24 protein-coding genes and 2 tRNA genes are annotated in these 26,036 nt (G+C 40.5%); 17 read left to right on the forward strand and 9 right to left on the reverse strand.

The features are described 5' to 3' along the window. Positions 1-47 precede the first annotated feature (47 nt). From CWB77_RS11240 to lolB, 8 genes are all read right to left on the reverse strand, one after another. A tRNA-Leu gene (locus CWB77_RS11240) sits at positions 48-132 on the reverse strand. A gap of 69 nt (positions 133-201) precedes the next feature. Continuing rightward, positions 202-278 (reverse strand) — tRNA-Met (locus CWB77_RS11245). Positions 279-599: 321 nt separating this feature from the next. Continuing rightward, positions 600-1,691, reverse strand: a complete 1,092-nt coding sequence (gene ychF, locus CWB77_RS11250) for a redox-regulated ATPase YchF (RefSeq protein WP_138622779.1) — start codon at positions 1,689-1,691, stop codon at positions 600-602. Positions 1,692-1,746: 55 nt separating this feature from the next. After that, complete coding sequence (pth, locus tag CWB77_RS11255) at positions 1,747-2,331, reverse strand: aminoacyl-tRNA hydrolase (protein ID WP_008115166.1); 585 nt, start codon at positions 2,329-2,331, stop codon at positions 1,747-1,749. An 18-nt stretch (positions 2,332-2,349) separates the two neighbouring features. Further along, positions 2,350-2,964, reverse strand: a complete 615-nt coding sequence (locus CWB77_RS11260; RefSeq protein ID WP_010388341.1) for a 50S ribosomal protein L25/general stress protein Ctc — start codon at positions 2,962-2,964, stop codon at positions 2,350-2,352. A gap of 149 nt (positions 2,965-3,113) precedes the next feature. Beyond that, positions 3,114-4,061 carry a ribose-phosphate pyrophosphokinase gene (locus CWB77_RS11265; protein WP_008115168.1) on the reverse strand — a complete coding sequence of 316 codons (948 nt, stop codon included), beginning with the start codon at positions 4,059-4,061 and terminating at the stop codon, positions 3,114-3,116. Between the two features lie 86 nt (positions 4,062-4,147). Continuing rightward, complete coding sequence (gene ispE / locus CWB77_RS11270; protein ID WP_138622781.1) at positions 4,148-5,005, reverse strand: 4-(cytidine 5'-diphospho)-2-C-methyl-D-erythritol kinase; 858 nt, start codon at positions 5,003-5,005, stop codon at positions 4,148-4,150. A gap of 2 nt (positions 5,006-5,007) precedes the next feature. Then, the gene (lolB, locus tag CWB77_RS11275) at positions 5,008-5,595 is read right to left on the reverse strand and encodes a lipoprotein insertase outer membrane protein LolB (protein ID WP_138622783.1); all 588 of its coding nucleotides are present in this window, start codon (positions 5,593-5,595) and stop codon (positions 5,008-5,010) included. An 83-nt stretch (positions 5,596-5,678) separates the two neighbouring features. Here lolB and hemA point away from each other — a divergent pair, with 83 nt between their 5' ends. From hemA to rlmM, 12 genes are all read left to right on the forward strand, one after another. Further along, a complete protein-coding gene (gene hemA / locus CWB77_RS11280; RefSeq protein WP_010388345.1) occupies positions 5,679-6,935 on the forward strand; it encodes a glutamyl-tRNA reductase in 1,257 nt (418 codons plus the stop codon). A 7-nt stretch (positions 6,936-6,942) separates the two neighbouring features. After that, positions 6,943-8,028 (forward strand): peptide chain release factor 1, encoded by a 1,086-nt coding sequence (prfA, locus tag CWB77_RS11285; protein WP_010388346.1) that lies wholly within the window; start codon positions 6,943-6,945, stop codon positions 8,026-8,028. Between the two features lie 2 nt (positions 8,029-8,030). Beyond that, the gene (gene prmC, locus CWB77_RS11290; protein ID WP_138622785.1) at positions 8,031-8,870 is read left to right on the forward strand and encodes a peptide chain release factor N(5)-glutamine methyltransferase; all 840 of its coding nucleotides are present in this window, start codon (positions 8,031-8,033) and stop codon (positions 8,868-8,870) included. Positions 8,871-8,925: 55 nt separating this feature from the next. Beyond that, positions 8,926-10,479, forward strand: coding sequence for a DUF3369 domain-containing protein (locus CWB77_RS11295; protein ID WP_138622803.1), 1,554 nt, complete (start codon positions 8,926-8,928; stop codon positions 10,477-10,479). A gap of 18 nt (positions 10,480-10,497) precedes the next feature. Next, on the forward strand, positions 10,498-10,872 hold the full coding sequence (locus CWB77_RS11300) for a SirB2 family protein (protein ID WP_138622787.1): 375 nt from the start codon (positions 10,498-10,500) through the stop codon (positions 10,870-10,872). Between the two features lie 129 nt (positions 10,873-11,001). Beyond that, complete coding sequence (locus CWB77_RS11305; RefSeq protein WP_010388352.1) at positions 11,002-11,829, forward strand: tetratricopeptide repeat protein; 828 nt, start codon at positions 11,002-11,004, stop codon at positions 11,827-11,829. Between the two features lie 20 nt (positions 11,830-11,849). Continuing rightward, positions 11,850-13,103 carry a DUF819 family protein gene (locus CWB77_RS11310; protein WP_010388358.1) on the forward strand — a complete coding sequence of 418 codons (1,254 nt, stop codon included), beginning with the start codon at positions 11,850-11,852 and terminating at the stop codon, positions 13,101-13,103. A 9-nt stretch (positions 13,104-13,112) separates the two neighbouring features. Then, a complete protein-coding gene (kdsA, locus tag CWB77_RS11315) occupies positions 13,113-13,967 on the forward strand; it encodes a 3-deoxy-8-phosphooctulonate synthase (protein ID WP_054202475.1) in 855 nt (284 codons plus the stop codon). A 121-nt stretch (positions 13,968-14,088) separates the two neighbouring features. Continuing rightward, entirely contained in the window at positions 14,089-14,985 is an 897-nt protein-coding gene (locus CWB77_RS11320) for a transcriptional regulator GcvA (protein WP_008115185.1), read from the forward strand. After that, positions 14,985-15,641 (forward strand): alpha/beta family hydrolase, encoded by a 657-nt coding sequence (locus tag CWB77_RS11325; RefSeq protein WP_054202476.1) that lies wholly within the window; start codon positions 14,985-14,987, stop codon positions 15,639-15,641. Before CWB77_RS11320 ends, CWB77_RS11325 begins: the two co-directional genes overlap by 1 nt. Continuing rightward, positions 15,634-16,002 carry a DUF423 domain-containing protein gene (locus CWB77_RS11330; RefSeq protein ID WP_010388367.1) on the forward strand — a complete coding sequence of 123 codons (369 nt, stop codon included), beginning with the start codon at positions 15,634-15,636 and terminating at the stop codon, positions 16,000-16,002. Before CWB77_RS11325 ends, CWB77_RS11330 begins: the two co-directional genes overlap by 8 nt. 17 nt (positions 16,003-16,019) lie before the next feature. Next, positions 16,020-17,105 carry a 23S rRNA (cytidine(2498)-2'-O)-methyltransferase RlmM gene (gene rlmM, locus CWB77_RS11335; protein ID WP_055013323.1) on the forward strand — a complete coding sequence of 362 codons (1,086 nt, stop codon included), beginning with the start codon at positions 16,020-16,022 and terminating at the stop codon, positions 17,103-17,105. 43 nt (positions 17,106-17,148) lie between these two features. On the opposite strand, the gene cysZ is transcribed toward rlmM, so the two are convergent. Further along, positions 17,149-17,859 (reverse strand): sulfate transporter CysZ, encoded by a 711-nt coding sequence (gene cysZ, locus CWB77_RS11340; protein ID WP_282454259.1) that lies wholly within the window; start codon positions 17,857-17,859, stop codon positions 17,149-17,151. Positions 17,860-18,174: 315 nt separating this feature from the next. Here cysZ and CWB77_RS11345 point away from each other — a divergent pair, with 315 nt between their 5' ends. From CWB77_RS11345 to speB, 5 genes are all read left to right on the forward strand, one after another. After that, entirely contained in the window at positions 18,175-20,421 is a 2,247-nt protein-coding gene (locus CWB77_RS11345; protein WP_138622789.1) for a putative bifunctional diguanylate cyclase/phosphodiesterase, read from the forward strand. 404 nt (positions 20,422-20,825) lie between these two features. Next, the gene (locus CWB77_RS11350; protein WP_054202480.1) at positions 20,826-22,385 is read left to right on the forward strand and encodes a BCCT family transporter; all 1,560 of its coding nucleotides are present in this window, start codon (positions 20,826-20,828) and stop codon (positions 22,383-22,385) included. 185 nt (positions 22,386-22,570) lie between these two features. Beyond that, the gene (locus CWB77_RS11355; protein WP_008467955.1) at positions 22,571-23,029 is read left to right on the forward strand and encodes a GNAT family N-acetyltransferase; all 459 of its coding nucleotides are present in this window, start codon (positions 22,571-22,573) and stop codon (positions 23,027-23,029) included. Between the two features lie 144 nt (positions 23,030-23,173). After that, positions 23,174-25,087: a biosynthetic arginine decarboxylase gene (gene speA, locus CWB77_RS11360; protein WP_010388379.1), complete on the forward strand. Its 1,914-nt coding sequence runs from the start codon at positions 23,174-23,176 to the stop codon at positions 25,085-25,087. A 3-nt stretch (positions 25,088-25,090) separates the two neighbouring features. Further along, a complete protein-coding gene (gene speB / locus CWB77_RS11365) occupies positions 25,091-26,014 on the forward strand; it encodes an agmatinase (protein ID WP_138622791.1) in 924 nt (307 codons plus the stop codon). Positions 26,015-26,036: the final 22 nt, after the last annotated feature.

Raw genomic sequence — 26,036 nt, forward strand, 5'->3', positions numbered from 1 at the left:
ATAGTCGATAATTAAATAATTGATAATTTTAATTCTCATCAAGAATATGGTGCGGAAGGAGAGACTTGAACTCTCACATCCTAAGATACTGGAACCTAAATCCAGCGCGTCTACCAATTCCGCCACTCCCGCATTATTACTTTGAATTAATCAAAGAAATGGTAGTTATTTTAAACTCTTCATTGAGCAACAAAAAATAAATGGTGGCTAAGACGGGATTTGAACCTGTGACCCCATCATTATGAGTGATGTGCTCTAACCAGCTGAGCTACTTAGCCATCTCTTTTGTTAGCACTTCATCGCTGAGTGCGGGGCGTATTATGCTGATATGCCCCAAATTCGTCAACACCTTTTTTGCAAAAAAACACTTAAGTTGGTTTGTTTGCAGGAAAAATAGGCTAACCGGCTACTTTTTAATTAAAACGTTGCTTTTTTAACACTCTTTATCAGCGTGGCATTGTAATTATAGCTTTGTTTTACAATTCTGAGCTTATGGTAAAAGTAGCTAATTATTGTTTTTATTCGGCTGAAAAGTAAAAAGGCTCGTAAAAACGAGCCTTTTAAAAACAATTAGCCACTCAAGGTGGTGCAGTGTTTAATTATACGTTGAATAAGAAGTTCATTACATCGCCATCTTTAACAATGTATTCTTTACCTTCTTGGCGCATTCTACCTGCTTCTTTTGCACCGCTTTCGCCTTTACAAGCAATAAAGTCATCAAAAGCAATTGTTTGTGCACGGATAAAACCACGTTCAAAGTCGGTATGGATTTTTCCTGCAGCTTGTGGCGCTGTTGCACCCACAGGGATAGTCCATGCGCGAACTTCTTTTACGCCCGCAGTAAAGTAGGTTTGTAAGTGCAGTAATTCATAACCGCCACGAATAACAAGGTTAAGCCCTGGCTCTTCAAGACCAAGGTCAGCCATAAACTCTAACTTGTCTTCATCTTCAAGCTCAGAAAGCTCAGACTCGATGGCAGCGCACACAGGTACAACAACCGCATCTTCAGCAGCAGCTATTTCACGCACACGATCAAGTAGTGGGTTATTTTCAAATCCATCTTCTGCTACGTTTGCAATATACATCGTTGGCTTGATGGTTAAGAAGTTAATAGGTGCAATTGCTGCTTTTTCTTCTTTTGTTAGTGCTAAAGAACGTAAAGTTAAGCCTTCATCAAGATGCACTTTTACTTTTTCAAGTACTGCATTTTGCTCTTTTGCGTCTTTATCACCGCCTTTTGCTTTTTTTGCATTACGGAAAATTGCTTTATCAGCACTGTCCATATCAGCAAGCACAAGCTCTGTGTTGATCACGTCAATGTCGTCCGCAGGGTCAATAGTACCCGCTACGTGAATAACGTTTTCATCTTCAAAACAGCGAACTACATGGCCAATCGCATCTGTTTCACGAATATTTGCTAAAAACTGATTGCCTAGGCCTTCACCTTTCGATGCACCTTTAACTAAACCTGCAATATCCACAAATTCCATACTTGTTGTAAGAATACGTTGTGGGTTAACAATTTTAGCAAGTTCGTCTAGGCGAGGATCTGGCACCGGTACCACACCTGTATTAGGTTCAATGGTACAAAAAGGAAAGTTAGCGGCTTCAATACCCGCTTTAGTCAATGCATTGAAAAGTGTTGATTTACCAACATTAGGCAAGCCAACGATGCCACATTTAAAACCCATAGTAAGATACCTTGTTTAGATTCGTTTAAAACGTGTGTACATATACCCCTAAAAATTAGGGTTTAAACGAATGTAGTCTGTTTTGTGCTTTTAACACACCGTCTTTAGCAAGTATTTCCATACAACGAACTGCTTCATCAACTGCGGCATCCATTTTTTCCTGATCTTCCTTGGCTGCTTTTCCAAGCACCCAACCGGTGACCATTTCACGATGTCCTGGATGACCAACACCTATGCGTAAGCGCATAAAGTCTTTTTGATTTGCCATTTTTGCAATAATGTCTTTTAAGCCATTATGACCGCCATGTCCGCCGCCTTTTTTTAATTTGGCAACGCCTGGGTCTAAATCCAATTCATCATGGGCGACAAGTATGTCTTCCACTGGGATTTTAAAAAAATTGGCTAAACTACTCACCGCTTTGCCACTTAAGTTCATGTAAGTGGTGGGGATCAGTAATTTGAATTCTTTGCCTTGAATAATCACTTTGCCAGTAAGGCCGTGATATTTAGGGTCGTGTTTTAGCGTGCAGTTGTAGCGTGCAGCGAGTTCTTGAATGAACCAAGCACCTGCGTTGTGGCGTGTATTTGCGTATTCGGGGCCTGGATTAGCCAGGCCCACAAGCATTTGAATAGAATTCAAGGTGCGAGACCTTAAATATTATTCTGCAGCGTCTGAAGCGTCGTCTTCAGTTGGAGCTGCTTTGTTAGCTTTGATAGTAACGATAGACTGATCGTGGCCTTCGCCTTTACCAAGCTCAACAGATTGAACACCTTTAGGGAACGCAAGATCTGTAAGGTGGATTGAATCACCAGCTACAAGATCAGATACGTCTACTTCGATGAATTCTGGAAGTGACTTAGGAAGACAAGAAATCTCAACTTCAGTTAACTGGTGAACAACAGTTGCACCTAACTTAGTTACTTTATCTTCACCGATGAAGTGTAAAGGAACTTTAGTTACTAGTTTGTGAGTTGCGTCTACACGTTGGAAATCAAGGTGAGTAAGCTTAGGCTTGAAAGGGTGACGTTGGATATCTTTTAAGATAGCTTCAACTTTCTCGCCACCTACATTTAATGTAAGGATGTGAGTGTAAAAGCCTTCGTCTTCTTGTGCTTTGATCATATCTTTATGTTCAAAAGTAAGCGATAAAGCTTCTTTATCAGCTCCATAAAGGATTGCCGGCACTTTGTCTTCGCGACGTAGGCGGCGGCTCGCACCAGTACCAGTTTCTACGCGAAGTTCAGCGTCATAAGTATAAGTTGTGTTAGACATGATGTCTCCAATAATTAAAAGTGTTAGGGCCTTTGCGACCAAGGTCCCTAGCCAAAAGGCGCGCTATCATACCACTGCGGGTTTATAAAATAAACATCACCTACAAAAAAAGCGCCAAAAGGCGCTTTTATACTCATTAATGTTTAACTTTAATGTTCAAACATTGCCGAGATAGATTCTTCGTTGCTAATGCGACGAATAGTCTCTGCTAACATATCTGCAAGTGTTAATACTTTAACAATATCAAGCGCTTTTAGTTCGTCAGACAGTGGAATTGAGTCAGTTACAATCACTTCATCAATCACAGAGTTACGTAAGTTTTCTGCAGCTGTACCAGAAAGAATAGGGTGAGTAGCGTAAGCAAATACACGTTTAGCACCATGCTCTTTAAGAGCTTCAGCTGCTTTACACAATGTACCACCGGTATCAATCATGTCATCAACAATAATACAATCACGACCTTCAACGTCACCAATAATATGCATTACTTGAGAAACGTTAGCTTGAGGGCGACGTTTATCAATAATAGCTAGGTCGGTATCGTTCAATAGTTTTGCAATTGCACGGGCACGTACAACACCACCAATATCAGGTGATACAACAACCACGTCATCAAAGTCGCGGTTTTTCATATCTTCTAATAATACCGGGCTGCCAAATACGTTATCTACTGGTACATCGAAGAAGCCTTGGATTTGCTCAGCATGTAAATCAACCGTAAGAACGCGGTCAACACCTACACTTGATAAGAAATCCGCAACCACTTTAGCTGTAATTGGCACACGCGCAGAACGTACACGACGATCTTGACGAGCATAACCAAAATAAGGAATAACAGCAGTGATACGACCGGCAGATGCACGGCGTAGCGCATCAACCATAACGATAAGTTCCATCAGGTTATCGTTAGTAGGGGCACAGGTTGATTGTAAGATAAAAACATCCGAGCCACGAACATTTTCATTAATTTGAACACTGATCTCACCGTCACTAAAACGGCCAACAACAGCATCGCCTAATTCAATATATAAACGTTTTGCAACTTTTTGAGCTAGGTCAGGTGTTGCGTTACCAGCGAAGAGCTTCATGTCAGGCACGGTAGGGTTCCTCAGGCACTGAATTTTTGGACTAACTTACATTGAATGAACAAAGTAGGTTAACTTATGATTACTTGTACGTTACTTCATTTATCAATGATGGCGGCTAACTCCGTGTGAGCAGGAGAAGTATTAACGCTTGATGCGATAAACCCCTGCCAAGTATGGGGGAGGTTAGCAAGTACATCTTGTGCTTGAACTTGACTAGCAAATTCAACAAAACAACATGAACCTGTTCCGGTCATCTTTGATGGGGCGTATTTTAGCAACCACTGCAGGGTTTTTTCAACCTCGGGACACAGCTTTTTCACTAAAGGCTCACAATCGTTAGTTAAAACCTGTTGTTGCCAGTCACCTAAAAGTTTAGGCGTGTCACGTTTTAAATCGGGGTGAGTAAATATTTGTGCAGTACTGACATGCTGGTTTGGAAAAACAACGCAGTACCATTTTTGTGGCAATTTAACATGCTCTAATTGCTCGCCAATGCCATGTGCTATGGCGCTTTTACCTTTAATGAATACAGGTACGTCTGCACCGAGCTTCAAGCCTAAATCTGCAAGTTCATCTAGTGTAAGAGCGGTATTCCACAGTGTATTAAGCGCTAAAAGTGTTGTTGCGGCATCGGATGAACCACCACCAACACCTCCGCCCATAGGCAAACGTTTAGTTAAATTTATTTTTGCACCTACATTCACTTTACACTGAGTTTGCAATAATAAAGCTGCTTTATAAATTAAGTTGTCAGTTAGTGCAATGCCATGAGTGTCACCGCTAATACTAATATTTTTATCATTAGTAAGCGTAAAATGGAGCTCGTCGCCATAGTTTAAAAATGTAAACAGGGTTTCTAATTCATGATAGCCATCATCACGGCGACCATTAATATGTAAAAATAAATTTAGCTTCGCCGGCGCAATCAGCGAAAGTTCAAAGGGAGTATTCATAATTAGTTAAACTGCCAATCGTAGAGTTTGATTTTAATTTTAATCTTTTGATGGGTTAAGGTTAGCGCGTTAGGTAACCAAAAACCGTGTTTTTGTATGTAACTGGTGTAGTTTATTTGCCATTTTTTGCCAGCGTCATCAAACCATAACACGCTTTTAGCACGGCCTACTTGATCGACTTCTAAGGTTTGATCGTCAATAGTGGCTTTTAACCACTGACCGGCGTTATTTACCGGTAAAGTAAACCCCGTTAAGCGTTGTAAAAGTTTACTCGCATTAGTATCAAAAAACTGTTGATCATCAAATATTAATTCAGCCCCCACTGCGGTTTGTTTGAGCGATAAAATTCGGGTGCCAATAAATGTGGTTAACACTAAATGATTACTATTTTGTGTTTGTTGCCAATTTAAGTTAGCAGATTGGCGCTCATCAGGGCTAATAAACGCTAATTTACCTTCCACCTGCCAAGTTTTTTGTGTACTAAGACGTAACTTCCAGTCTTCGTAAGTTTTTGTATTGTAGTTGTTTTTATTGGCGCAGCCCGTTAAAAAAACAAATAACAGGGTTAAAATAAAATATTGTCGAGTCAAATGTTGTTCCTTACTTTCCATATTCCTGAGATTTTTGATAAAATTGCCGCCTATGTAGTAGGGCTCAGCAATATTTGGCAGATATGACCATAATAGCACTTGGTATTAATCACAAAACCGCATCCGTAGATTTACGAGAAAAAGTGGCCTTTTCGCCTGAGCAAATTTCAGAGGCGCTACAGCAATTAAGTGGTCATGCCGACTTTAATGAAGCGGTTATTGTATCTACCTGTAATCGCACTGAAGTGTATTGTAGCCTTGCGCAACAAAATTCCCAAACATTGTTGCAATGGTTAGCCAGTTTCCATGGTTTAGATGAACATGAACTGAGTAAAAACATCTACTGTTATGAAGACAGCGCAGCAATAAACCATTTAATGCGTGTAGCCTGCGGGCTTGATTCGCTGGTATTAGGTGAACCACAGATTTTAGGGCAAATAAAGCAAGCGTATAACAGTGCTAAAACCCACGATGCGGTGGGTGTAACTTTTGATCGTTTGTTTCAAAAAACCTTTTCAGTGGCAAAAGAAGTACGCACCGAAACTAACATTGGTGCAAGTGCAGTCTCGGTTGCGTTTGCTGCGGTTAATCTTGCAAAGCATATTTATGGCAAATTAGACAAAACCAAGGTGCTATTAATTGGTGCTGGTGAAACCATTGAGCTGGTAGCAAAACATTTATACCAAAATGAGCCACAAAAAATAACGGTAGCAAATAGAACAATAGAACGCGCTCGCGGCTTAGCGGATGAAGTATCAGCAGATGTTATTGCCTTGGCACAATTACCAGAACGATTACACCAAGCCGATATTGTTATTAGCTCCACCGCCAGTACTTTGCCTATTATTGGTAAAGGGGTGGTGGAACAAGCACTGAAACAACGTCGTTATAAGCCTATGCTTTTTATAGATATTGCTGTACCACGCGATATTGAAAGCCAAGTCGGAGAGCTTGACGACGCTTATTTATATTCCGTTGATGACTTACAAGCCATTGTTAGCGAAAACATGGCTGCACGTGAGCAAGCGGCAGAACAAGCACAAATTATTATTAGTGAACGCACCAAAGAGTTTTTTATGTGGCTGCGTTCACTTGATTCAGTGGATTTAATTCGCCACTACCGTAATGATGTACAAACTACAAAAGCAGAACTTGTAGATAGGGCCCTAAGCCAGCTAAATACAGGTAAAAGTGCAGAAAAAGTAATTTTAGAGCTAGCCAATAAATTAACCAATCGCTTAATGCACGCGCCTACCCGTGCCATCCAAGATGCAGCGAAAAAAGGTGAAGTGGCTCAGTTAAATCAATTGAAAAAAATGTTAGGTATAGATCAGGAATAACAGTTAAATGAAAGAGTCCGTTTATCGTAAATTAGAAACCTTAGTTGAGCGCTATGAAGAAGTACAAGCGCTACTAAGTGACCCATCGGTCATTAGTGATCAAAACCGCTTTCGTACTCTTTCAAAAGAATACTCTGAGCTTGAAGAAGTGGTAAAAACATTTTTAGCGTACCAGCAAGCACAAGAGGATTTGAGCAGTGCTGAAGAAATGCTTAAAGATTCAGACCCTGAAATGCGTGAAATGGCACAAGAAGAATACAAAGAAGCAAAAGCACAGATTTCGACTTTAGAAGACGACATTCAAGTTCTGATGCTGCCTAAAGATCCGAGAGACAACAACAATGTATTTTTAGAGGTTCGTGCAGGAACAGGGGGCGATGAAGCTGCTATTTTTGCTGGCGACTTATTCAGAATGTATAGCCGTTACGCAGAAACAAAAAAATGGAAAGTAGAGGTTGTTACCACCAACGAAGGTGAGCACGGTGGTTACAAAGAAGTAATTGCTAACATCAGCGGTGAAGGTGTTTACGGGCAATTAAAATTTGAATCAGGCGTTCACCGTGTACAACGTGTTCCTGAAACTGAGTCTCAAGGCCGTGTACATACCTCAGCATGTACTGTAGCTGTTATGGCTGAAGTACCAGAAGCAGAAGCCATCGAAATCAATACTGCCGACATTAAAGTCGATACTTTTAGAGCGTCGGGCGCGGGTGGTCAGCACGTAAATAAAACCGACTCTGCAATTCGTATTACCCATTTACCTACGGGTGTAGTGGTTGAGTGTCAAGATGAGCGCTCTCAGCATAAAAACCGTGCTAAAGCGATGTCGGTATTGGCTGCGCGCCTTCAGCAAGCTGAAGATGAAAAGCGTCATGCTGCTGAAGCATCAGAACGTCGTAACTTAGTTGGCAGCGGCGATCGTTCTGAGCGTATTCGTACATACAACTATCCACAAGGTCGTATTACCGATCACCGTATTAACTTAACGCTTTATCGTCTTAATGAAGTGGTAGCGGGTGATTTAGGCGCTGTTGTTGAGCCACTAATGCAAGAGCATCAAGCAGATTTACTTGCAGCAATGGGCGACGATTAATCGTGACGCCTTCTGTTGAAAACGCTATTACTACAGGTACTAATTTATTAGCATCGAGTAGTGATAGCGCAAAGTTAGATGCACAAGTATTACTGCTCAATATTTTACAAAAGCCACGAAGTTATTTATTTACTTGGCCTGAAAAACAGCTCACAGATGAGCAGTATCAGGCATTTCAACGTGCCTGTGAACGTCGCTTACAGGGCGAACCTGTTTCGCATATTACCGGCTGTCGTGAATTTTGGAGTTTGCAGCTTGAAGTGAACCCAACAACACTTATCCCTCGACCTGATACAGAAACCTTAGTTGAACTTGCGCTTGAGTGCGAAGTGCCTAAAAACGCGAAAGTACTTGATTTAGGCACGGGCACAGGGGCTATAGCACTGGCACTTGGGAGCGAAATGCCCTCATGGGATATTATTGCTGTTGATCGTATTGATGATGCGGTAGCGTTGGCAAAGCGCAACCAAGAGCGATTAGCTATTAATAATGTGACTGTTGAGCAGAGTAACTGGTTCCGTGCGTTAAAAAACAAAAAATTTGATCTAATTGTAACCAATCCACCCTATATAGAACATGACGATGTTCACTTACATCAAGGCGACGTGCGCTTTGAACCTTTGTCTGCATTAGTCGCAGATGATGCAGGAATGGCTGATATTAAACAAATAATTACACAATCACGTGACTATTTACACGCAAGTGGCTATCTTTTAATTGAACACGGATTTGAGCAAAGTGCAGCTGTGCGTCATATTTTCAATCAAATGGCGTTTATAAATGTAAGCACAGTGAAAGATCTTGGTAATAACGACCGCGTAACGTTCGGACAATGGCCCTAAATTATTTATAGTAGCTCCGTTGTTTGTTTGCATATGGTTTAAGGAATTCTATGTGATGGAAGATTTTTTATTTTCAAATGAACAACCACCTGAAGTAGCATGTGAAGAGCAAGGGACATGGAAAGTTTTAATAGTTGATGATGAGCCAGAGGTTCACGCTGTTACACGTTTAGCTTTAAGTGACTTTAAGTTCCAAGATAAACGTTTGGAATTTATTAGCGCATATTCAGGTGCAGAAGCAAAAAAGTTAATTGATGAGCACCCAGATGCAGCCATCATCCTACTCGATGTTGTTATGGAAACTGACGACGCTGGTTTGCAAGTCGCGAAATACATACGTAATACCGTTAAAAATAATTACATTCGTATCATTTTACGCACTGGTCAACCAGGTCAAGCTCCTGAGCGTCAAGTTATTGTCAATTACGACATAAATGACTACAAATCTAAAACAGAACTCACCGCACAAAAACTATTCACCGTGATGATGGCTAGCCTTCGTTCGTATCGCGATATTATTTCTATTGAGCAGTCACGTGAGGGGCTGGAAAAAATAATTACCGCCTCTCGCAATATTTTTGCAACTCATTCAATGGATAACTTTATTGAAGGGGTGATGCAGCAGCTAACCTCCTTGCTTAATGTGGCCGACGAAGCTATGTATGCCACTACCTTAGTTGCGCAAAATCCGTCAGAGGAATTAAATAAAAAACTGATTGTTTGCTCTGGCACTGGTGATTTTGCTAAGCGCGAAGGGGAAGAGCTAGAAACAGTATTAGCAGCAGATCAACTCTTAGCGTGCCAAGAAGCCCTAGCTAACAAAGCAATTGTTTATAAAGATGACTATTTGTTTGCCTATTGTAGTAGTAAATTTAATCATAATTCGATGTTATTTGTATCCGGTGTGCCATCGAAACTGACAGATACACAACGAAATCTAATCGAAATTTTTTCTCAAAATGTGCAGTTGGCATTTGAAAATGTACAATTACACACTGAAGTTGAAGCCACCCAGCAAGAACTTGTCTATCGTTTAAGCGAAGCAGTTGAACAGCGTTCATGTGAAACGGGTAATCATGTAAAACGGGTTGCTTATATTTGTTATGAACTGGCATTAGCGTATGGATTATCTGAAGAGCAAGCGAATTTAATTCGCTTTGCCTCGCCTCTACATGATGTGGGTAAAATAGGTATTCCGGATGCTATTTTAAATAAACCCGGTAAATTAAACAGTGATGAGTGGGAAGTTATGAAAACCCATGCAGGCAAAGGCTACGCCATTTTAAAAGATTCACCGCGTAAAATAGTCAGTGCAGGGGCCTTAATTGCACAGCAACATCACGAAAAATGGGATGGGTCTGGTTACCCTTGCGGCTTAAAAGGCGAGAGTATCGATATTTTTGCTCGCATAGTGGCATTGGCCGATGTGTATGATGCACTGCGTCATAAACGTTGTTATAAAGGTGCGTGGACACTTGAAGAAGCCGTTACTGAGATCAATGCAAACAAAGGTACGCATTTTGATCCTAAACTTGTTGATGTATTCAATGATAAACTTGAAGAACTTGAAGCGGTAATTTTACGCTTTCCTGATAAAACACATAACTAAACAGAAGTAACAATACACATGGATTATTTAGCATTAAAACATACGCACATGGCGATTGCGCTAGTGAGTATTATTTTATTTTACGTACGTTCTTTTTCGCGCATTGGCAGTGGCAGCCTTGCTAAAAATAAAGTGGTTTTCATTGGTAGCCACAGTATAGATACCTTACTAATCATCTCGGCTATTACTTTAATGGCCATGGCTAAAATAAATCCGTTAGAGCAACTTTGGCTATTAGAAAAAATTGTACTGGTGGTTATTTATATCGCCGTTGGGATTATTAGTGCGAAGCAAACCACAACATTACCTAAAGTTATGTTTTTAGTGTTTAACACTGCGGTTATCTTAGCTATTGGCTTTTTAGCAACCGCTAAAGCCCCGCTATTGTTGTAATTAACAATACTTGCTTAAGCTTTACACTACAGGTGTAAAGCTTGCCTCTTTATTTCATTTCTGATTATTGGTATCTAACCTTAAAATTAGGTAAACTACGTGTTCGTTTTCTAGAATGTTGTAGTATGAATGACCACCCTCGGGTTTGATGAACACGATGAATCTTATATAGAAGATGCCTACGATGATTTTTTGCCACCGGCAATATATCGTTGTATTAAAGCAGAAGCTAAATGGGACCCTCAAATAGACTTAACACCAAGTCTTGAAATATTGACTGCGTTTGAGCAACAAATAGAGACTATTTGTTCGCAAACACGCGATGCACATGATCGTTTAGAACAACTACTTGATTGCTTTTACAGTCAGTGGTTATTTAGTGCGTCAAGCCTTAAAGTACCTGAGTACAAGCTAAACAGTATTAGCTACACCTTATCTATGCGCAGTGGTACACCCACGACCTTAGCTATTTTGTTATGCCATTTTTTACAGCATGCAAAACTTGATGCTAGTGTAAGCATAACTCAAGGCGAAGTGGGCATTCACGTCGCAATGAGCGATGATGAAGGGTACATTGTTGAGCCAAGTAGTGGTCAACAAAGCTGGTATATCATTCCTGAAAATACCAACGAAGATAATGCACAAGAGCAAGAGCCTCTTGAGCTTATTTTTGAAGACGAAGTATATAAATTATTTTTAGCGCAACAAAAATGGTCTTTTATTAGTGAGAACAAATTTGGTCATGCGTTAACTTGCGTTGATTTGTTAATGGAAATGCTAGGGGATGATCCCTATGAGCGACGCGACAGAGGCTATTTACTAAATCAGCTAGGTTGCCCTAAAATGGCACGAGATGATTTACAATTTTTTGTTGATGAATGTCCCGACGACCCTGCTATTGAAGTCATCCAACATCAAATCGAAGAACTTGAAGATAATCATAAAACCCACCATTAAAAATAAAAATAGGAAACGTTATGGCTGATCCCCAAACTGCCTTGATCACTAATGATGCTGTTGTACTAGGTTTACTGGCGATTATTTTAGGCTTTATTTTTAAAACCTCGTCAAGTCAGCGCCCAGGGCTTGTAACATTTTACAAATATGTGCCTGCATTATTGCTGTGCTATTTTTTACCATCGTTGCTAAATACCTTTGGTATTGTTGATGGCTCGCAATCGAGTGTGTATTACGTTGCCTCGCGGTATTTATTACCTGCGTGTTTAATCTTACTAACTATTAGCATTGATTTAAGAGCGATTATTAATCTAGGCCCTAAAGCATTAATTATGTTCTTAACGGGCACCGCAGGTATTGTGATTGGTGGGCCATTAGCTATTTTAATTATGAGTGCCGTTTACCCTGAAGCAGTGGGTGGACATGGCCCTGATGCTGTTTGGCGGGGTATGACAACTATTGCGGGTAGCTGGATTGGCGGCGGCGCAAACCAAGCGTCTATGAAAGAGATGTTTGAAGTTGGCGGTGATATCTTCTCTGCTATGGTTACTGTTGATGTGATTGTGGCTAATCTATGGATGGCGGTATTATTATTAATGGCGGCTAACCATAAAGCGATTGATGCCAAAGCGGGGGCCGATACCACTGCGATTGAAGATTTAAAACAGCGTGTTGAAAAATACCATGCAGAGCATGCCCGTATGCCAACGCTGAATGATTACATGATGATTATTGCTATTGCCTTTGGTATTACTGGTTTAGCACATTTTTGTGCTGATATTTTAGGACCGTTCTTTGCCAATAACTATGCTTGGGCAAAAGAATACAGTTTAAATAGTAAGTTCTTTTGGCTTATTGTTATATCGACCACTATAGGCATTAGTTTATCGTTCACTAGAGTGCGTCATATCGAAGCCTTTGGCTCGTCTAAAGTGGCATCAGCATTTTTATATATCTTAGTAGCATCAATTGGCCTGCATATGAATGTGATGGCGATTTTTGATTCACCAATGTATTTTGTGCTTGGTGCAATTTGGATGCTAACTCACGCCAGCTTAATGCTGATTGTTGCTAAACTAATTAAAGCGCCGTTATTTTACATGGCTGTTGGCTCTCAGGCCAATGTAGGTGGCGCGGCCTCGGCTCCTGTTGTCGCCGCTGCGTTTCATCCATCACTGGCACCGGTAGGCGTTTTATTAGCAGTACTAGGCTATGGTGTAGGTACATATATGGCGTATATTTGTGGATTAATGATGCAAGCAGTTGCACCATAAGGAATTAAAATGAACAACCAAGTTATAAATATTAATCAAATAGAACTGGCAAATGATAAACCTTTCGTTTTATTTGGTGGCATGAATGTGCTGGAATCTCGTGATTTAGCGATGCGTATTGCCGAGCATTATGTTGAAGTGACTACTAAATTAAATATTCCTTATGTATTTAAGGCGTCATTTGATAAAGCCAATCGCTCGTCAATCAATTCTTACCGTGGTCCGGGCATGGAAGAAGGCTTAAAGATATTTGAAGAGATTAAAAATACCTTTAATATTCCGCTGATCACCGATGTGCACGAACCTCATCAAGCAGCACCGGTTGCTGAGGTTGTTGATGTTATTCAGCTACCGGCATTTTTGGCTCGTCAAACAGACTTAGTGGTTGCAATGGCAAAAACAGGCGCGATTATTAATGTGAAAAAGCCACAGTTTTTAGCCCCACATGAAATGCGTCATATCATTACTAAATTTAATGAAGCGGGCAATAATAATGTGGCCTTGTGTGAACGTGGTTCAAGCTTTGGTTATAACAACCTAGTGGTTGATATGCTGGGCATGGATGACATGAAAACCATGGCGCCCGTTATATTTGACGCTACTCATGCGCTACAACGTCCTGGCGGTCGAGCTGATTCAGCCGATGGTCGTCGTGCTCAAGCAGCAGAACTGGCTCGTAGTGGCATGGCACTGGGTATTGCAGGCTTATTTATTGAAGCACACCCAAATCCAAATGAAGCAAAATGTGATGGCCCTTGTGCATTAGCACTGAGTAAATTAGAAGGGTACTTATCGCAAATGAAAGCGGTTGATGATTTAATCAAAAGCTTTGCTCCGCTTGATACCAGTGCTAGCGATTTATAAAAGAGTGATTAACTCATAAAAAAGCGACTTAGGTCGCTTTTTTTGTGGCTTGAATATACTCTTTCCCAGCATAGGTATATAATTCACCGCATAAGAAAAACTAATTCTAAGCTTGGTTGCCATGTCAAGACGAGTTCCTCCATTAAACGCGCTAAAAGCTTTTGAAGCTGCAGCCCGTCATTTAAGCTTTACTAAAGCCGCAGAAGAGTTGTATGTGACGCAGGCTGCGGTAAGTCATCAAATTAAAACCCTCGAAGAGCACTTAGGGTTAAAGTTGTTTTTGCGTAAAAATCGCTCGTTACTTCTAACCGAAGAAGGTCAAGGCTACTTTTTAGATATTAAAGAGATTTTTACTCAGCTAATTGACGCAACCGAAAAGCTACTAGCCCGTGGTGCAAAAGGCTCGCTAACAGTGAGTTTAACCCCGAGCTTTGCGATTCAATGGCTTATTCCTCGATTGAGCTTATTTAACGAGTTACACCCTGAAATTGATGTGCGAATTAAAGCCCAAGATCAGGACGAAAACTCGTTAACAGACGATGTTGATATTTCAATTTATTATGGTCGCGGTCATTGGAGTGGCGTACAAGCTTATAAATTGCACACTGAATACTTAGTGCCACTATGTAGCCCATTATTGTTAAGTGGCCCTAGAGCGCTTAATCAACCAAGTGATTTAGCAAACCATACCTTATTGCATGACACCACTCGTAAAAACTGGAAAACGTGGATGAAAACCGCGGGTGTTCGCAACGTACAAGTTAACCAAGGGCCTATTTTTAGTCATTCATCTATGGTGCTGCAAGCTGCGGTACATGGCCAAGGTGTTGCAATAGGTAATAGTGTTTTAGCAAAACCAGATATTGATGCAGGTCGATTAGTGATCCCGTTTAATCACAGTTTAGAAAGTAAAAACGCCTATTATTTGGTGATCCGTGAGTCGCAAAATGAATTAGGTAAAATTGTGTCATTTAAAGATTGGATGTTAAGCCTAGTTGAGCAGGAGCAAGAATATTAATGAGCATTGAATGGGTTAAAAGCAGTCAGCAACCTGCAATCGCACAGTTTATATTTGCGCACGGTGCAGGGGCTGGCAGTGATTCTGAGTTTATGCAAACCATGGCCAAACAGCTCAGTGAGTATGGTATTGACGTTGGGCTGTTTGATTTTGAATACATGCAAATTGCTAAACAAACCAATAAACGTCGCCCACCAGAGCGAGCACCAAAATTACTTACATATTTTGAGCATATACTTACTCAAGCTGATGCAAATTTACCGCTATTTATAGGGGGTAAATCAATGGGCGGGCGAATGGCGTCTATGCTTGCTTGCTCAACCTCGCATACTGTTTTAGGTGTACTTGCGTTTGGTTATCCGTTTCATCCACCGGGCAAGCCAGAAAAGCTCCGAACAGATCACTTTGCAGACATACCATGTCCTTTTTTAGTACTACAAGGTGAACGAGACACCTTTGGCACCCGTGAAGAGCTTGCCACAATGGCAATGCCAAAACAGCCGCAGTATATATGGTTAACTGATGGTGACCACTCACTAAAACCACGTAAAAAAAGTGGTATAACCGAGCAACAAAACCTTAATGTTGCAGCAATGCAGGCGGCTAACTTTATCAAAAGCACCATTGAGAATGTAAAAGAGGAAAAACATGATTAAACTATTTTTACTCGCAGGCAGCTTTTTTTGTATGCTTTCAGTGATACTGGGCGCATTTGCTGCCCATGGTTTAAAAAGTCGCTTATCAGATTACGCTATTGGTATTTTTAAAACCGCCGCCGAGTATCAAATGGTACATGGGCTGGCACTGATTGCAGTGGCAATCTTAATAAAGTGGGGCATTAACTTAAGCATGGCAGGTGGTTTTTTTATAGCGGGTACACTGTTATTTAGTGGCAGCTTATATTTACTGGCTTTAACCGGCTTAAAGTGGCTGGGCCCAATTACACCACTAGGTGGACTGTGTTTTATTATTGGTTGGATAGTTATTTTAGTGCAAGTTGCACGATTTAAGTTTTAAAGAGTTTAAGGGTTAATATGTCTAGTGTTGTGATTTACTGTCGTAGTGGTTTTGAAAGCGATGCCGCTGCTGAAATAACGTTTCACGCCGCCGAGCAAGGGTTTGCTGGGTATGTAAAAGCAAAACCAAATACCGGTTATGTTATTTATGAATGTTTTGAAGCGCAGCACAGCGACGAAATAATCAAAAAAGTTGATTTTAAAAATATGGTATTTGCACGCCAATGGTTTGCCGGTAACCTGATAGAAAATATGCCATTAGAGGATAGAGTGGGCGCTATTGTAGATGCCGCAAAAGACTTTACTTTATGCTCTGAACTACGAGTAGAAACACCCGATACCAACGAGGGCAAGGAGTTACTGACTTTTTGTAAAAAGATATCAACTCCGCTTAAAAAAGCGCTCGAGAAACAAAACACCGTATTGCGTGAACCAAAAGCCAATCGTCCAGTAATGCATGTGCTGTTTTTAGCTAATAATACTGCGTATGTGGGTCACTCTTATAGCTATAACAACTCACCTTTCTTTATGGGGATTCTGCGTTTACGTATGCCAAACGATGGCCCAAGCCGCTCAACCCTTAAGTTAGATGAAGCATTTAATGTATTTATTCCTGAGCAGCAGCGTGAGTCAAGAGTACAAGCTGGGATGCGCAGCGTTGATTTAGGTGCTTGCCCAGGTGGTTGGACTTATCAGTTGGTTCGCCGTGGTATGTTTGTTAGCGCGATAGATAATGGCCCAATGAATGAAAGTTTAATGGAAACAGGGCAAGTAAAACATTTTAGAGAGGATGGTTTTAAATACCGCCCAGAAAAAAGAAACATAACCTGGTTAGTTTGCGATATGGTAGAAAAGCCAACGAAAGTAACTAACTTGATGATTGACTGGGCAGTAAACGCCTATGCAAAAGAGCTTATTTTTAATCTAAAACTACCGATGAAAAAACGCTTTGATAGTGTGTATGAATGTCTAAAAATGATTAGAGAGGAAATGGCGAAGTTCGGTATCAGCTACGAATTACAAGCTAAGCATTTGTACCATGATCGTGAAGAGATAACGGTGCACTTAAACGTAATTAAAGTACCACAAAGCTTATATAGTTAATTGATTAGCGAGTATAAAAAATGGGCCAACAGGCCCATTTTTTTTAACTACGATATTGTGGTCGGTAATGCTCAACCCATAACCGTGTAGCGCCGCACACTGCCACAGGCATCACAATTAAATTTATAAATGGGATAGCGGTTAGCAGCATCACTGCAAAGCCAAACCCGTAAGATAAGCCTTGTTTGCTTTTTAAGTCATTTTTCATTTGAGTGAAGCTAACTTTGTGGTTATCAAAAGCATAATCTTTATATTGCACCGCATACATCCAGCAGGTAAAAAGCACCCAGAGCACTTGGCCTATTACCGGTAACACCCACAATAGAATAAAAAAGCCAATAGCGCGCGGGAGGTAGTAGCAAAGCTTAGTCCATTCTCGGCCTAGCATTCGCGGCACATCTTTGACTAAATCAGCTAATCCATCGTCGTTAATTTTTTGACCAGTTAAATACAGCTCAACTTTTTCACTTAGCAAGCCATTAAAAGGTGCGGCTATAAAGTTAGTAATAACGGTAAATAACATACTGTAACTAAACAGCACCACCAGTACAGCAATTGGCCACATTAACCATTCGAGCCAACTTAACCATTCTGGGAGCATGGTATTTACGGCATTAAAGCCATCACTCAGCCAGCCAAATAAAAAGAATAAGGAGCTACCAAATAATAAAATATTAATAAGTAGGGGGATTAGTACAAAGCGTTTTAGTCCTTTTTGACTAATTAACTTAAACCCGGAAAAAAAATATTCCATACCTTGCGTTATTTGCACACTAACCTCATCGATTATTTATCTTTTGGCTATTATAAATAGCCTGATGATTTTAAACAGTACTTTTAAGTAACAAAGTATTTAATAAATGGTATTTCAAATAGAATGATAATAAATTGCTAGCTTGGGCAATTGCTTTGAATTCTTCGAAAGTGCTTAATGAAATAAAATGCTCGGCAATAGACAAAATTACCATAGATGCTAATTTCAATATTATGTATAGTCAAAAGACTATAATAAATTATTATATAGAATATAGCAGCGCATTTAGCGTAAGTGACTGTTGAGGAATATAATTTGATTGAAATCATGAGAGTCAGAAAGCTGCTTTCTCAGCAACAAAGTATACTATCTAAAATAGCCTTGGGTGCGCCACTTGATGAAGTACTTGAAAATATTTGTTTATCTATTGAGGATCTTATTGAAGACTCCTCTGCAAAGTGCTCTATATTAACACTCAAAGGTGAGCAGTTATTTCATAGTGCGGCGCCTAATATTGCAAAGGGTTACTGTGAGGCAATTAATGGCGTACATATCGGCCCCAGTGTTGGCTCATGCGGTACTGCAGTGTATGAAAAAAAGCGAGTAATAGCCTCAGATATTGCAACATCACCCTTATGGGAAAACTATAAAGCGTTGGCATTGAGTTTTGATTTAAGGTCGTGCTGGTCAACCCCTATTATTTCAACACAATCAGACATATTAGGCACTTTTGCAATTTATCATGACAGTGCCAAGTCACCGACACCTCAAGATTTAGAGTTAATAGACTTTTTTGTTGATTTCACCAGTATTGCTTTAGAAAAGCACACAGAGTCACTAAAATCAAAAGTGTTACTTGCAGAATTACAGCAAAGTAATGAAAAGTTTAAAGCCTTCGCAAAAGTACTTCCCGATCTAACTCTTATTTTGAGTGAAGAAGGGGAGTATACCAACGTTTACGGCACTACTAATGAAAGTTTATATTTAAGCCAAGAGCATGTGATTAATCGTAATGTCAGAGATATTATGCCTCCCGAGGATGCTAATCCTATTATGGAGGTAATTGCCAAAACGCTTCAAACTAATGAAGTTCAAGTGTTTGAGTATCAGCTAAATATAAAAGGTAAGCAACTTACATTTGAAGGACGAACAGCCCCGCTTGAAAGTTACCAACCTAATAACCCCTCTCAGCGACATGTAGTATGGATGGCCAGAGATATCTCTACTCGTAAAGCGGCAGAAGAAGAGGTGCAACGGTTAGCATTTTTTGACCCGCTTACAAACCTCCCGAACCGCAGAATGCTCAATGATAAACTCAGTATGTATGTTGAACAAATTAAGCAGTCTGATCACACGGGCGCACTCTTATTTTTAGATTTAGATAATTTTAAACGTATAAACGACTCATTAGGGCACAATGCCGGTGATGAAATACTGGTTGAGCTATCACAGCGACTAACGCGTGTTTTAAACCCAACAGATACCCTTGCCCGTGTTGGCGGTGATGAATTTATCATACTCATTGAGAATGTAGGAGATAGCCATAAGCAAGCGAGTCTTGAATCAGAATTAATGGCTAAAGTGGTACAAAGCGTTTTTTATGACAAGTTTGAGATAGGGGATTTGGCGTTTCAAGTTAGCTGCAGTATAGGTATATGTTTAATTAATAACGCCAATGCTATTAGCGAAAATATTTTAAAATTTGCAGATACCGCCATGTATCGCTCTAAAATGAAGGGTGGAAATAGTAGTAGCTTTTACGATCCTGCATTGCAAACCTTACTGGAAAATCAAACTGAGCTTGAAACAGATATAGTCAGAGCGATTGCATGTGATGAATTTTGTGCTTACTTTCAGCCTCAATTATCAATTGATGGCAGTATTATTGGTGCAGAAGCACTCATACGATGGAATCACCCAACCAAAGGACTAATCTCTCCTAATTCGTTTATTCCGATCGCCGAGCAATTTGGCTTAATTCAAAAGTTACAAAATATTGTATTACGCGATATTTGTATTTTACTGGAAACGCTGCGAGCTCATAACGTACTGAAAAACCAGTTTAATGTGTCTATTAACATTAGCCAGTGTCAGTTTAATTCTTCTACTTTAAAAGGAGAATTGTTTAAAGCGATTGAGACGTATGATGTATTACCCTCACAAATTAAATTAGAGATCACTGAGTCCATGTTAGCGGGTGATTTAATGAGTACGGTAAAGCAAATGAAAGAGCTAAAGTCGCAGGGATTTGTATTTTCAATTGATGACTTTGGTACCGGCTACTCGTGTTTAAAGCACTTGAGTGTTTTACCGATAGACGAACTAAAAATAGATAAAAGCTTTATTGATAAAGTGTTGGATAACGCATCGGGGCAAAGCATAGTTCAGTCTATTATTGGTTTAGGTCATAGTTTAGATATTAATATTGTAGCCGAAGGGGTCGAAAGTGCTGAGCAACTACATATATTAAAGTCTATGGGTGTAAACGCAGTGCAAGGGTTCTTATTTGCAAAACCATTAACACACAGCAATTACTTAAAATGGCATAAAGAGCACCAATAACATCGTGCTTGTTACTAACTGAGGCGACAAGTTTAGTTACCCCAATCAATAAGTCGCTTTGTTTAACCTCTAATTGGGCAGTAACGTTTGCTAACTTACTGCGTTTTAGCTCAAACAGAAATGTATACTTTTTGTTTGTTTGCTAGCTAAGTGTAATGAGTTTTTTACTATTTTGTAACAGTTGCACAAATCATTGCTGTGGCATTGGTTTAGCGTTTTTAACGCGTTAAACTAGTCAGGAATTGGCAATAAGTCTACTTGTTGTGACATTATCTAAACGTAAACACGACAGGTACTTGAAACTTGCTTTTGAGTTGCTTTTTCGTTCGTTGTAACTATGGTTTAGGGTTATGTCATGGTATGTCGCTATGTCGGTAACTGTAAAAAACCATTAGGAGCGATAAATGAATACCACGAAAGCAGCTTTAAAGTCGGGTGAAATACACTCTCCCCGAGTAAAGTTTCTGGAAGGGGTTGATATACCCGTTTTTTTAATCAGTGGCGGTATATTAGTTTTATTTGCCGCGCTGGCACTGTACGACATAAAACTGATGTCGGATTGGATAAACTCTGCCTTCGCCTTCTCCACCAAAATATTTGGCGCCTTTTGGCAAGTTCTGCTGTTATTAACCTTTGTGATTGGCATATTTTTAGCCGTAGGTCGCACCGGTTCAGTGGTGCTCGGCGGTTTAAAAACCCCTGAAATATCTACCTTCAAATGGATCAGTATAATTATGTGTACTTTGCTTGCAGGTGGCGGTGTATTTTGGGCCGCAGCAGAGCCAATGGCACACTTTATTTCTCCGCCCCCGTTATTTGGTGGTGAAACTGGCACAAAGGATGCCGCCTACAACGCTCTTGCACAAAGCTTTATGCATTGGGGCTTTTTAGCCTGGGCTATTTTAGGTAGTTTGACCGGCATTGTTTATATGCATCTCCATTACGAAAAAGGATTACCGCTTAAACCGCGCACTTTGCTTTACCCGGTATTTGGCGATCGCGCAATGAAAGGTGCGCTTGGTACTATTGTTGATGCATGTTGTGTACTCGCTGTGGTTGCTGGCACTGTTGGTCCTATTGGTTTTTTAGGTTTACAAGTGAGTTTTGGTCTAGAAAAATTGTTTGCCATTCCTGATACCTACACCACGCAGGTGGTTATTTTATTTAGCTTAATTGGAATTTACACACTTTCAGCGGTAAGTGGGGTTACCAAAGGTATTCAGCTACTAAGCCGTTTTAATGTTGTACTGGCAGTGTTGCTGATGTTGTTTATATTACTAATGGGGCCAACTGCGTTTATTATCGACAGTTACATTCATTCCTTTGGTTTGTATTTAGATAACTTTATTCCTATGGCTACATTTCGTGCCGATAAACCGTGGCTAGACTGGTGGACTGTATTCTTTTGGGGCTGGTTTTTAGGTTATGGCCCATTAATGGCTATGTTCGTTGCACGTATATCCCGTGGACGTACTATTCGTGAAATGATTTTACTTATTTCTGTGGTTGCCCCTGTGATCACGTGTTTTTGGTTTACTATTGTTGGCGGCTCAGGCATCTTTTTTGAATTAAATAATCCTGGCGTTATATCAGAGCCTTTTGCTGGGCTTAATTTGCCAGCGGCATTGTTAGCCATCACTGAGCAGTTACCTATGGGATTTGTTGTGTCGGTGTTATTTTTAGTACTGACCACTATTTTTGTGGCAACAACAGGTGATTCAATGACGTATTCGGTATCTATGGTAATGACGGGTACCGATCACCCACAAACGTCTATTCGAGTGTTTTGGGGGATTATGATGGGGGTGATGGCGGCGTTGCTTATTTCTATAGGCGAGGGCGGAATTTCAGCCTTGCAGTCGTTTATTGTGGTCACTGCGGTGCCAGTTTCGTTTGTGTTACTACCTTCGTTGTGGACAGCGCCACAAATAGTTAAGAAAATGGCAGACGAACAAGGGCTTTAATAATTGATAAAGAGCGCTAATAAGCGCTCTTTTTCTGGGTACATCATATTCTCACCTTGTTATTGAGCTATTTATTATCCTAGCAATAAACTAACCCACTAAAAATAACTTAACCTAAGTAGGTTGTTCATTCCTATCGATACGGTATAGTTTAAATATATTTAAGCATAACCTTGAGATAAACCATGCAGTTAGTCGACTTAGACCCTTGTGATCAGGATGTGATCAACGTATTTGCTGACATAGATCGACTTATTAGCTCATTATATCCTGTAGCAACTTCACAAGCGCTTACAGTTAATGAGCTTGGTTTACCGGGCGTTTACGCTGTAGGGTTAAAGAATCAAGACGGAATAGTTGCCTGTGGCGCAATAGTAAAGCAATTTGATGGTAGCTGGTATGGCGAAATTAGACGGCTTTACGTAAAACCTAGCTATCGCGGAAAAGGCTTATCGCGGCGTATTATGCAAATTTTATTGCACTATGCAGGCGAAGAAGAAATCCCAATCATAAAACTAGAAACAGGACCAAAGCAAATACAATCAATCCATCTTTATGAGAATTTAGGGTTTGTGCAATGTGCCCCTTTTGGTGAATACACAGAAAACCCGAATAGCTTATTTATGGAGCTTGCGCTCAGCTAATATTGCTTTGTTTGAAGCTTTTATTTATCAATTTCAATCCTAACTCGTTACGAGTAGAAATACTTGTTGGACATGAATCACTATTTTTCTTTTAATGCGCGGCAACTAGCCGAATCGGCATTCATAAATAAAAGAGAAAGATAAATGAAAGAGACAACATCACTAGAACAAGCTCGTACGAGCTACAACGTTCGTCATTGGAGCCAAGGTTTTTTTGGTATTAATGATCAAGGTGATGTGTATGTTGCGCCCAAGGCTGATGCCCCACAGCAAACCATTGCACTAACAGACATTGCTAAGCAACTTGAAGACAAAGGTTTAAGCTTGCCAGCACTTGTTCGTTTTCCACAAATATTACACCATCGTGTGCATAGCCTATGTGGCGCATTTAATACCGCAATAGAAAGCTATGGCTATCCAAAAGACTATTTATTAGTTTATCCAATTAAAGTAAATCAACAGCGTGAAGTTGTTGAAGAAATTGTTGCCAGCCAAGCGCAAGTAGAAAAAAAACAGCTAGGTTTAGAGGCTGGTAGCAAGCCAGAGTTATTAACTGTATTAGCGCTGGCTGAAAAAACCAGTGCGGTCATTGTGTGTAATGGCTACAAAGATAAAGAATATGTGCGCTTAGCGCTGATTGGCGAGAAGCTGGGCCATAAAGTGTATATCGTACTTGAGAAACTGTCTGAGCTGGATATGGTGCTTAGCCAAGCCAAAGAACTTAATGTAAAACCGCGTATTGGTATTCGTGTGCGCTTAGCATCGCAGGGCAAAGGAAAATGGCAAGCAAGTGGCGGTGAAAAATCGAAGTTTGGGTTGTCTGCTTCACAAGTGCTGTATGTAGTAAACCGTTTAAAAGAAACAGATCAGCTTGATTTAGTACAGCTTGTGCATTTTCACTTAGGGTCGCAAATGGCCAATATTCGTGATGTACGCTTAGGTGTAAGTGAAGCTGCGCGTTTTTATTGTGAATTACGTAAGTTGGGTGCACAAATAGAGTGCCTTGATGTAGGGGGCGGTTTAGCGGTTGATTACGACGGTACACGCAGTCAATCACACAACTCAATGAACTACAGTTTAGCCGAATACGCAAATAATATTGTGTACACCATAGGTGATATTTGTAAGCAGTATGAACAGCCTTTCCCTACCATTATTTCAGAGTCGGGAAGAGCATTAACGGCGCACCATGCAGTGCTTATTTCCAATGTAATTGGCACCGAAACATATGCACCAGAAGAAATAGAAGCGCCGGCAGATGATGCGCCGCAATTACTTAAAAATATGTGGATTTCATGGCAACAATTGCATGTACTTACTGATGACCGTGCATTAATTGAGATTTTTCACGACAGCCAAGGTGATTTAGCTGAAGCGCATAGTCAGTTTGCGATGGGATTATTAGATTTAACCCAACGCGCATGGGCCGAGCAAATTAATTTGCGTGTGTGTTATGAGCTTAATAAATTAATGGATAACAAAAATCGTTTCCATCGTCCGATTATTGATGATCTGAATGCGCGTTTAGCGGACAAGTTTTTTGTCAATTTCTCATTGTTTCAGTCATTGCCTGACGCGTGGGGTATTGACCAAGTGTTTCCGGTATTGCCTTTAAGTGGTTTAACGCAAGCTCCACAAAAACGGGCTGTGTTACTAGATATCACCTGTGATTCAGATGGCGCATTAGAGCATTATGTAGATGGTCAAGGCATTGAAAGTACGTTACCAGTACCAGAGTTTACAGCAGATAAACCTTATTTAATGGGTTTTTTCTTAGTAGGTGCCTATCAAGAGATTTTAGGCGATATGCATAACTTATTTGGTGATACGCACAGTGCTATTGTCAATATGGATGAGCAAGGTATTGCTAGCATTACAGAAATTAATCATGGTGATACTGTGGCTGACATGATGCGTTATGTACATTTAGATGTTGAAGGTTTTCAGCAGTCATACGCGCAGTTAGTGAGCGCAAAAATTGCAGCAGATGAACAGCAAAGCGTTTTAGACGAGTTGCAAAGCGGCCTTGATGGCTACACTTATTTAGAAGAGTTATAAGCAATGTCTAGCTTGTTTGGTTGTGTTGACCACTCATTGTACTCAAATGGGATGACGTTTTTACGTCGTCCTATGGTACAAAACATTAACGCGATTGAAGCCGATGTAGTGGTATTGGGTCTACCGTTTGATTTAGCCACTTCAGGGCGCCCTGGTGCCCGCTTAGGGCCTGATGCTATTCGCAGAGCATCGGTACATTTAGCATGGGAAGATACAAAATATCCATGGACATTTCCATTGTTTGAGCGCTTAACCGTGGCGGATGCTGGCGACTTTACCTATCCGGTAGGTGACCCGGAATATTTTACCGCGCAATTGGAAATGGCGGCAGAGCAAATACTTCGCCAAGGTAAAACATTGCTAGGCTTGGGTGGCGATCATTTCGTAACGTTACCACTATTGCGCGCACATGCAAAAATTCATGGCAAAATGGCATTAGTTCACTTCGATGCGCATACCGATACCTATAGCAACGGCTCGCGTTTTGATCACGGCACCATGTTTTATCATGCGCCAATGGAAGGGTTAATTGATGTTAATCACAGTATTCAGCTCGGCATTCGTACTGACTTTGATCAAAGCAGGCATGAGTTTGCAGTGATTGATGCCATGCAAGCCAATGATCTGCATGCGAATGATATTGCAGCTCAGATTATTGAGCGAGTGGGTGATTTACCGGTTTACTTAACCTTTGATATAGATTGTTTAGACCCCGCCTTTGCACCAGGTACGGGCACACCAGTGTGTGGTGGCTTAACTTCTGATAAAGTGCTTAAAATTTTACGCGCACTTAAAGGGGTTAATATGGTGGGAATGGATGTGGTTGAAGTATCCCCGTCGTACGACCAAAGTGAGCTTACCGCCATTGCCGCTGCAACGATTGCCAGTGAATTACTGCATTTGTGGGCACTTAAGCATAAATATTAATTTGTGTTAATGTAGCTTAAAA

This window comes from Pseudoalteromonas sp. S1610, assembly GCF_005887465.1.
In the GTDB taxonomy this organism is placed as follows: Bacteria; Pseudomonadota; Gammaproteobacteria; order Enterobacterales; family Alteromonadaceae; genus Pseudoalteromonas; species Pseudoalteromonas undina.

Coding starts and splice junctions, on each gene's coding strand:
- hemA (WP_010388345.1), top strand. CDS start 5,679: ATGACCATAATAGCACTTGGTATTAATCACAAAACCGCATCCGTAGAT.
- ychF (WP_138622779.1), bottom strand. CDS start 1,691: ATGGGTTTTAAATGTGGCATCGTTGGCTTGCCTAATGTTGGTAAATCA.
- speA (WP_010388379.1), top strand. CDS start 23,174: ATGAAAGAGACAACATCACTAGAACAAGCTCGTACGAGCTACAACGTT.
- kdsA (WP_054202475.1), top strand. CDS start 13,113: ATGAACAACCAAGTTATAAATATTAATCAAATAGAACTGGCAAATGAT.
- CWB77_RS11305 (WP_010388352.1), top strand. CDS start 11,002: ATGACCACCCTCGGGTTTGATGAACACGATGAATCTTATATAGAAGAT.
- CWB77_RS11260 (WP_010388341.1), bottom strand. CDS start 2,964: ATGTCTAACACAACTTATACTTATGACGCTGAACTTCGCGTAGAAACT.
- ispE (WP_138622781.1), bottom strand. CDS start 5,005: ATGAATACTCCCTTTGAACTTTCGCTGATTGCGCCGGCGAAGCTAAAT.
- cysZ (WP_282454259.1), bottom strand. CDS start 17,859: ATGGAATATTTTTTTTCCGGGTTTAAGTTAATTAGTCAAAAAGGACTA.
- CWB77_RS11295 (WP_138622803.1), top strand. CDS start 8,926: ATGGAAGATTTTTTATTTTCAAATGAACAACCACCTGAAGTAGCATGT.
- prfA (WP_010388346.1), top strand. CDS start 6,943: ATGAAAGAGTCCGTTTATCGTAAATTAGAAACCTTAGTTGAGCGCTAT.
- CWB77_RS11330 (WP_010388367.1), top strand. CDS start 15,634: ATGATTAAACTATTTTTACTCGCAGGCAGCTTTTTTTGTATGCTTTCA.
- speB (WP_138622791.1), top strand. CDS start 25,091: ATGTCTAGCTTGTTTGGTTGTGTTGACCACTCATTGTACTCAAATGGG.
- CWB77_RS11325 (WP_054202476.1), top strand. CDS start 14,985: ATGAGCATTGAATGGGTTAAAAGCAGTCAGCAACCTGCAATCGCACAG.
- CWB77_RS11320 (WP_008115185.1), top strand. CDS start 14,089: ATGTCAAGACGAGTTCCTCCATTAAACGCGCTAAAAGCTTTTGAAGCT.
- CWB77_RS11310 (WP_010388358.1), top strand. CDS start 11,850: ATGGCTGATCCCCAAACTGCCTTGATCACTAATGATGCTGTTGTACTA.
- CWB77_RS11355 (WP_008467955.1), top strand. CDS start 22,571: ATGCAGTTAGTCGACTTAGACCCTTGTGATCAGGATGTGATCAACGTA.
- CWB77_RS11300 (WP_138622787.1), top strand. CDS start 10,498: ATGGATTATTTAGCATTAAAACATACGCACATGGCGATTGCGCTAGTG.
- CWB77_RS11350 (WP_054202480.1), top strand. CDS start 20,826: ATGAATACCACGAAAGCAGCTTTAAAGTCGGGTGAAATACACTCTCCC.
- rlmM (WP_055013323.1), top strand. CDS start 16,020: ATGTCTAGTGTTGTGATTTACTGTCGTAGTGGTTTTGAAAGCGATGCC.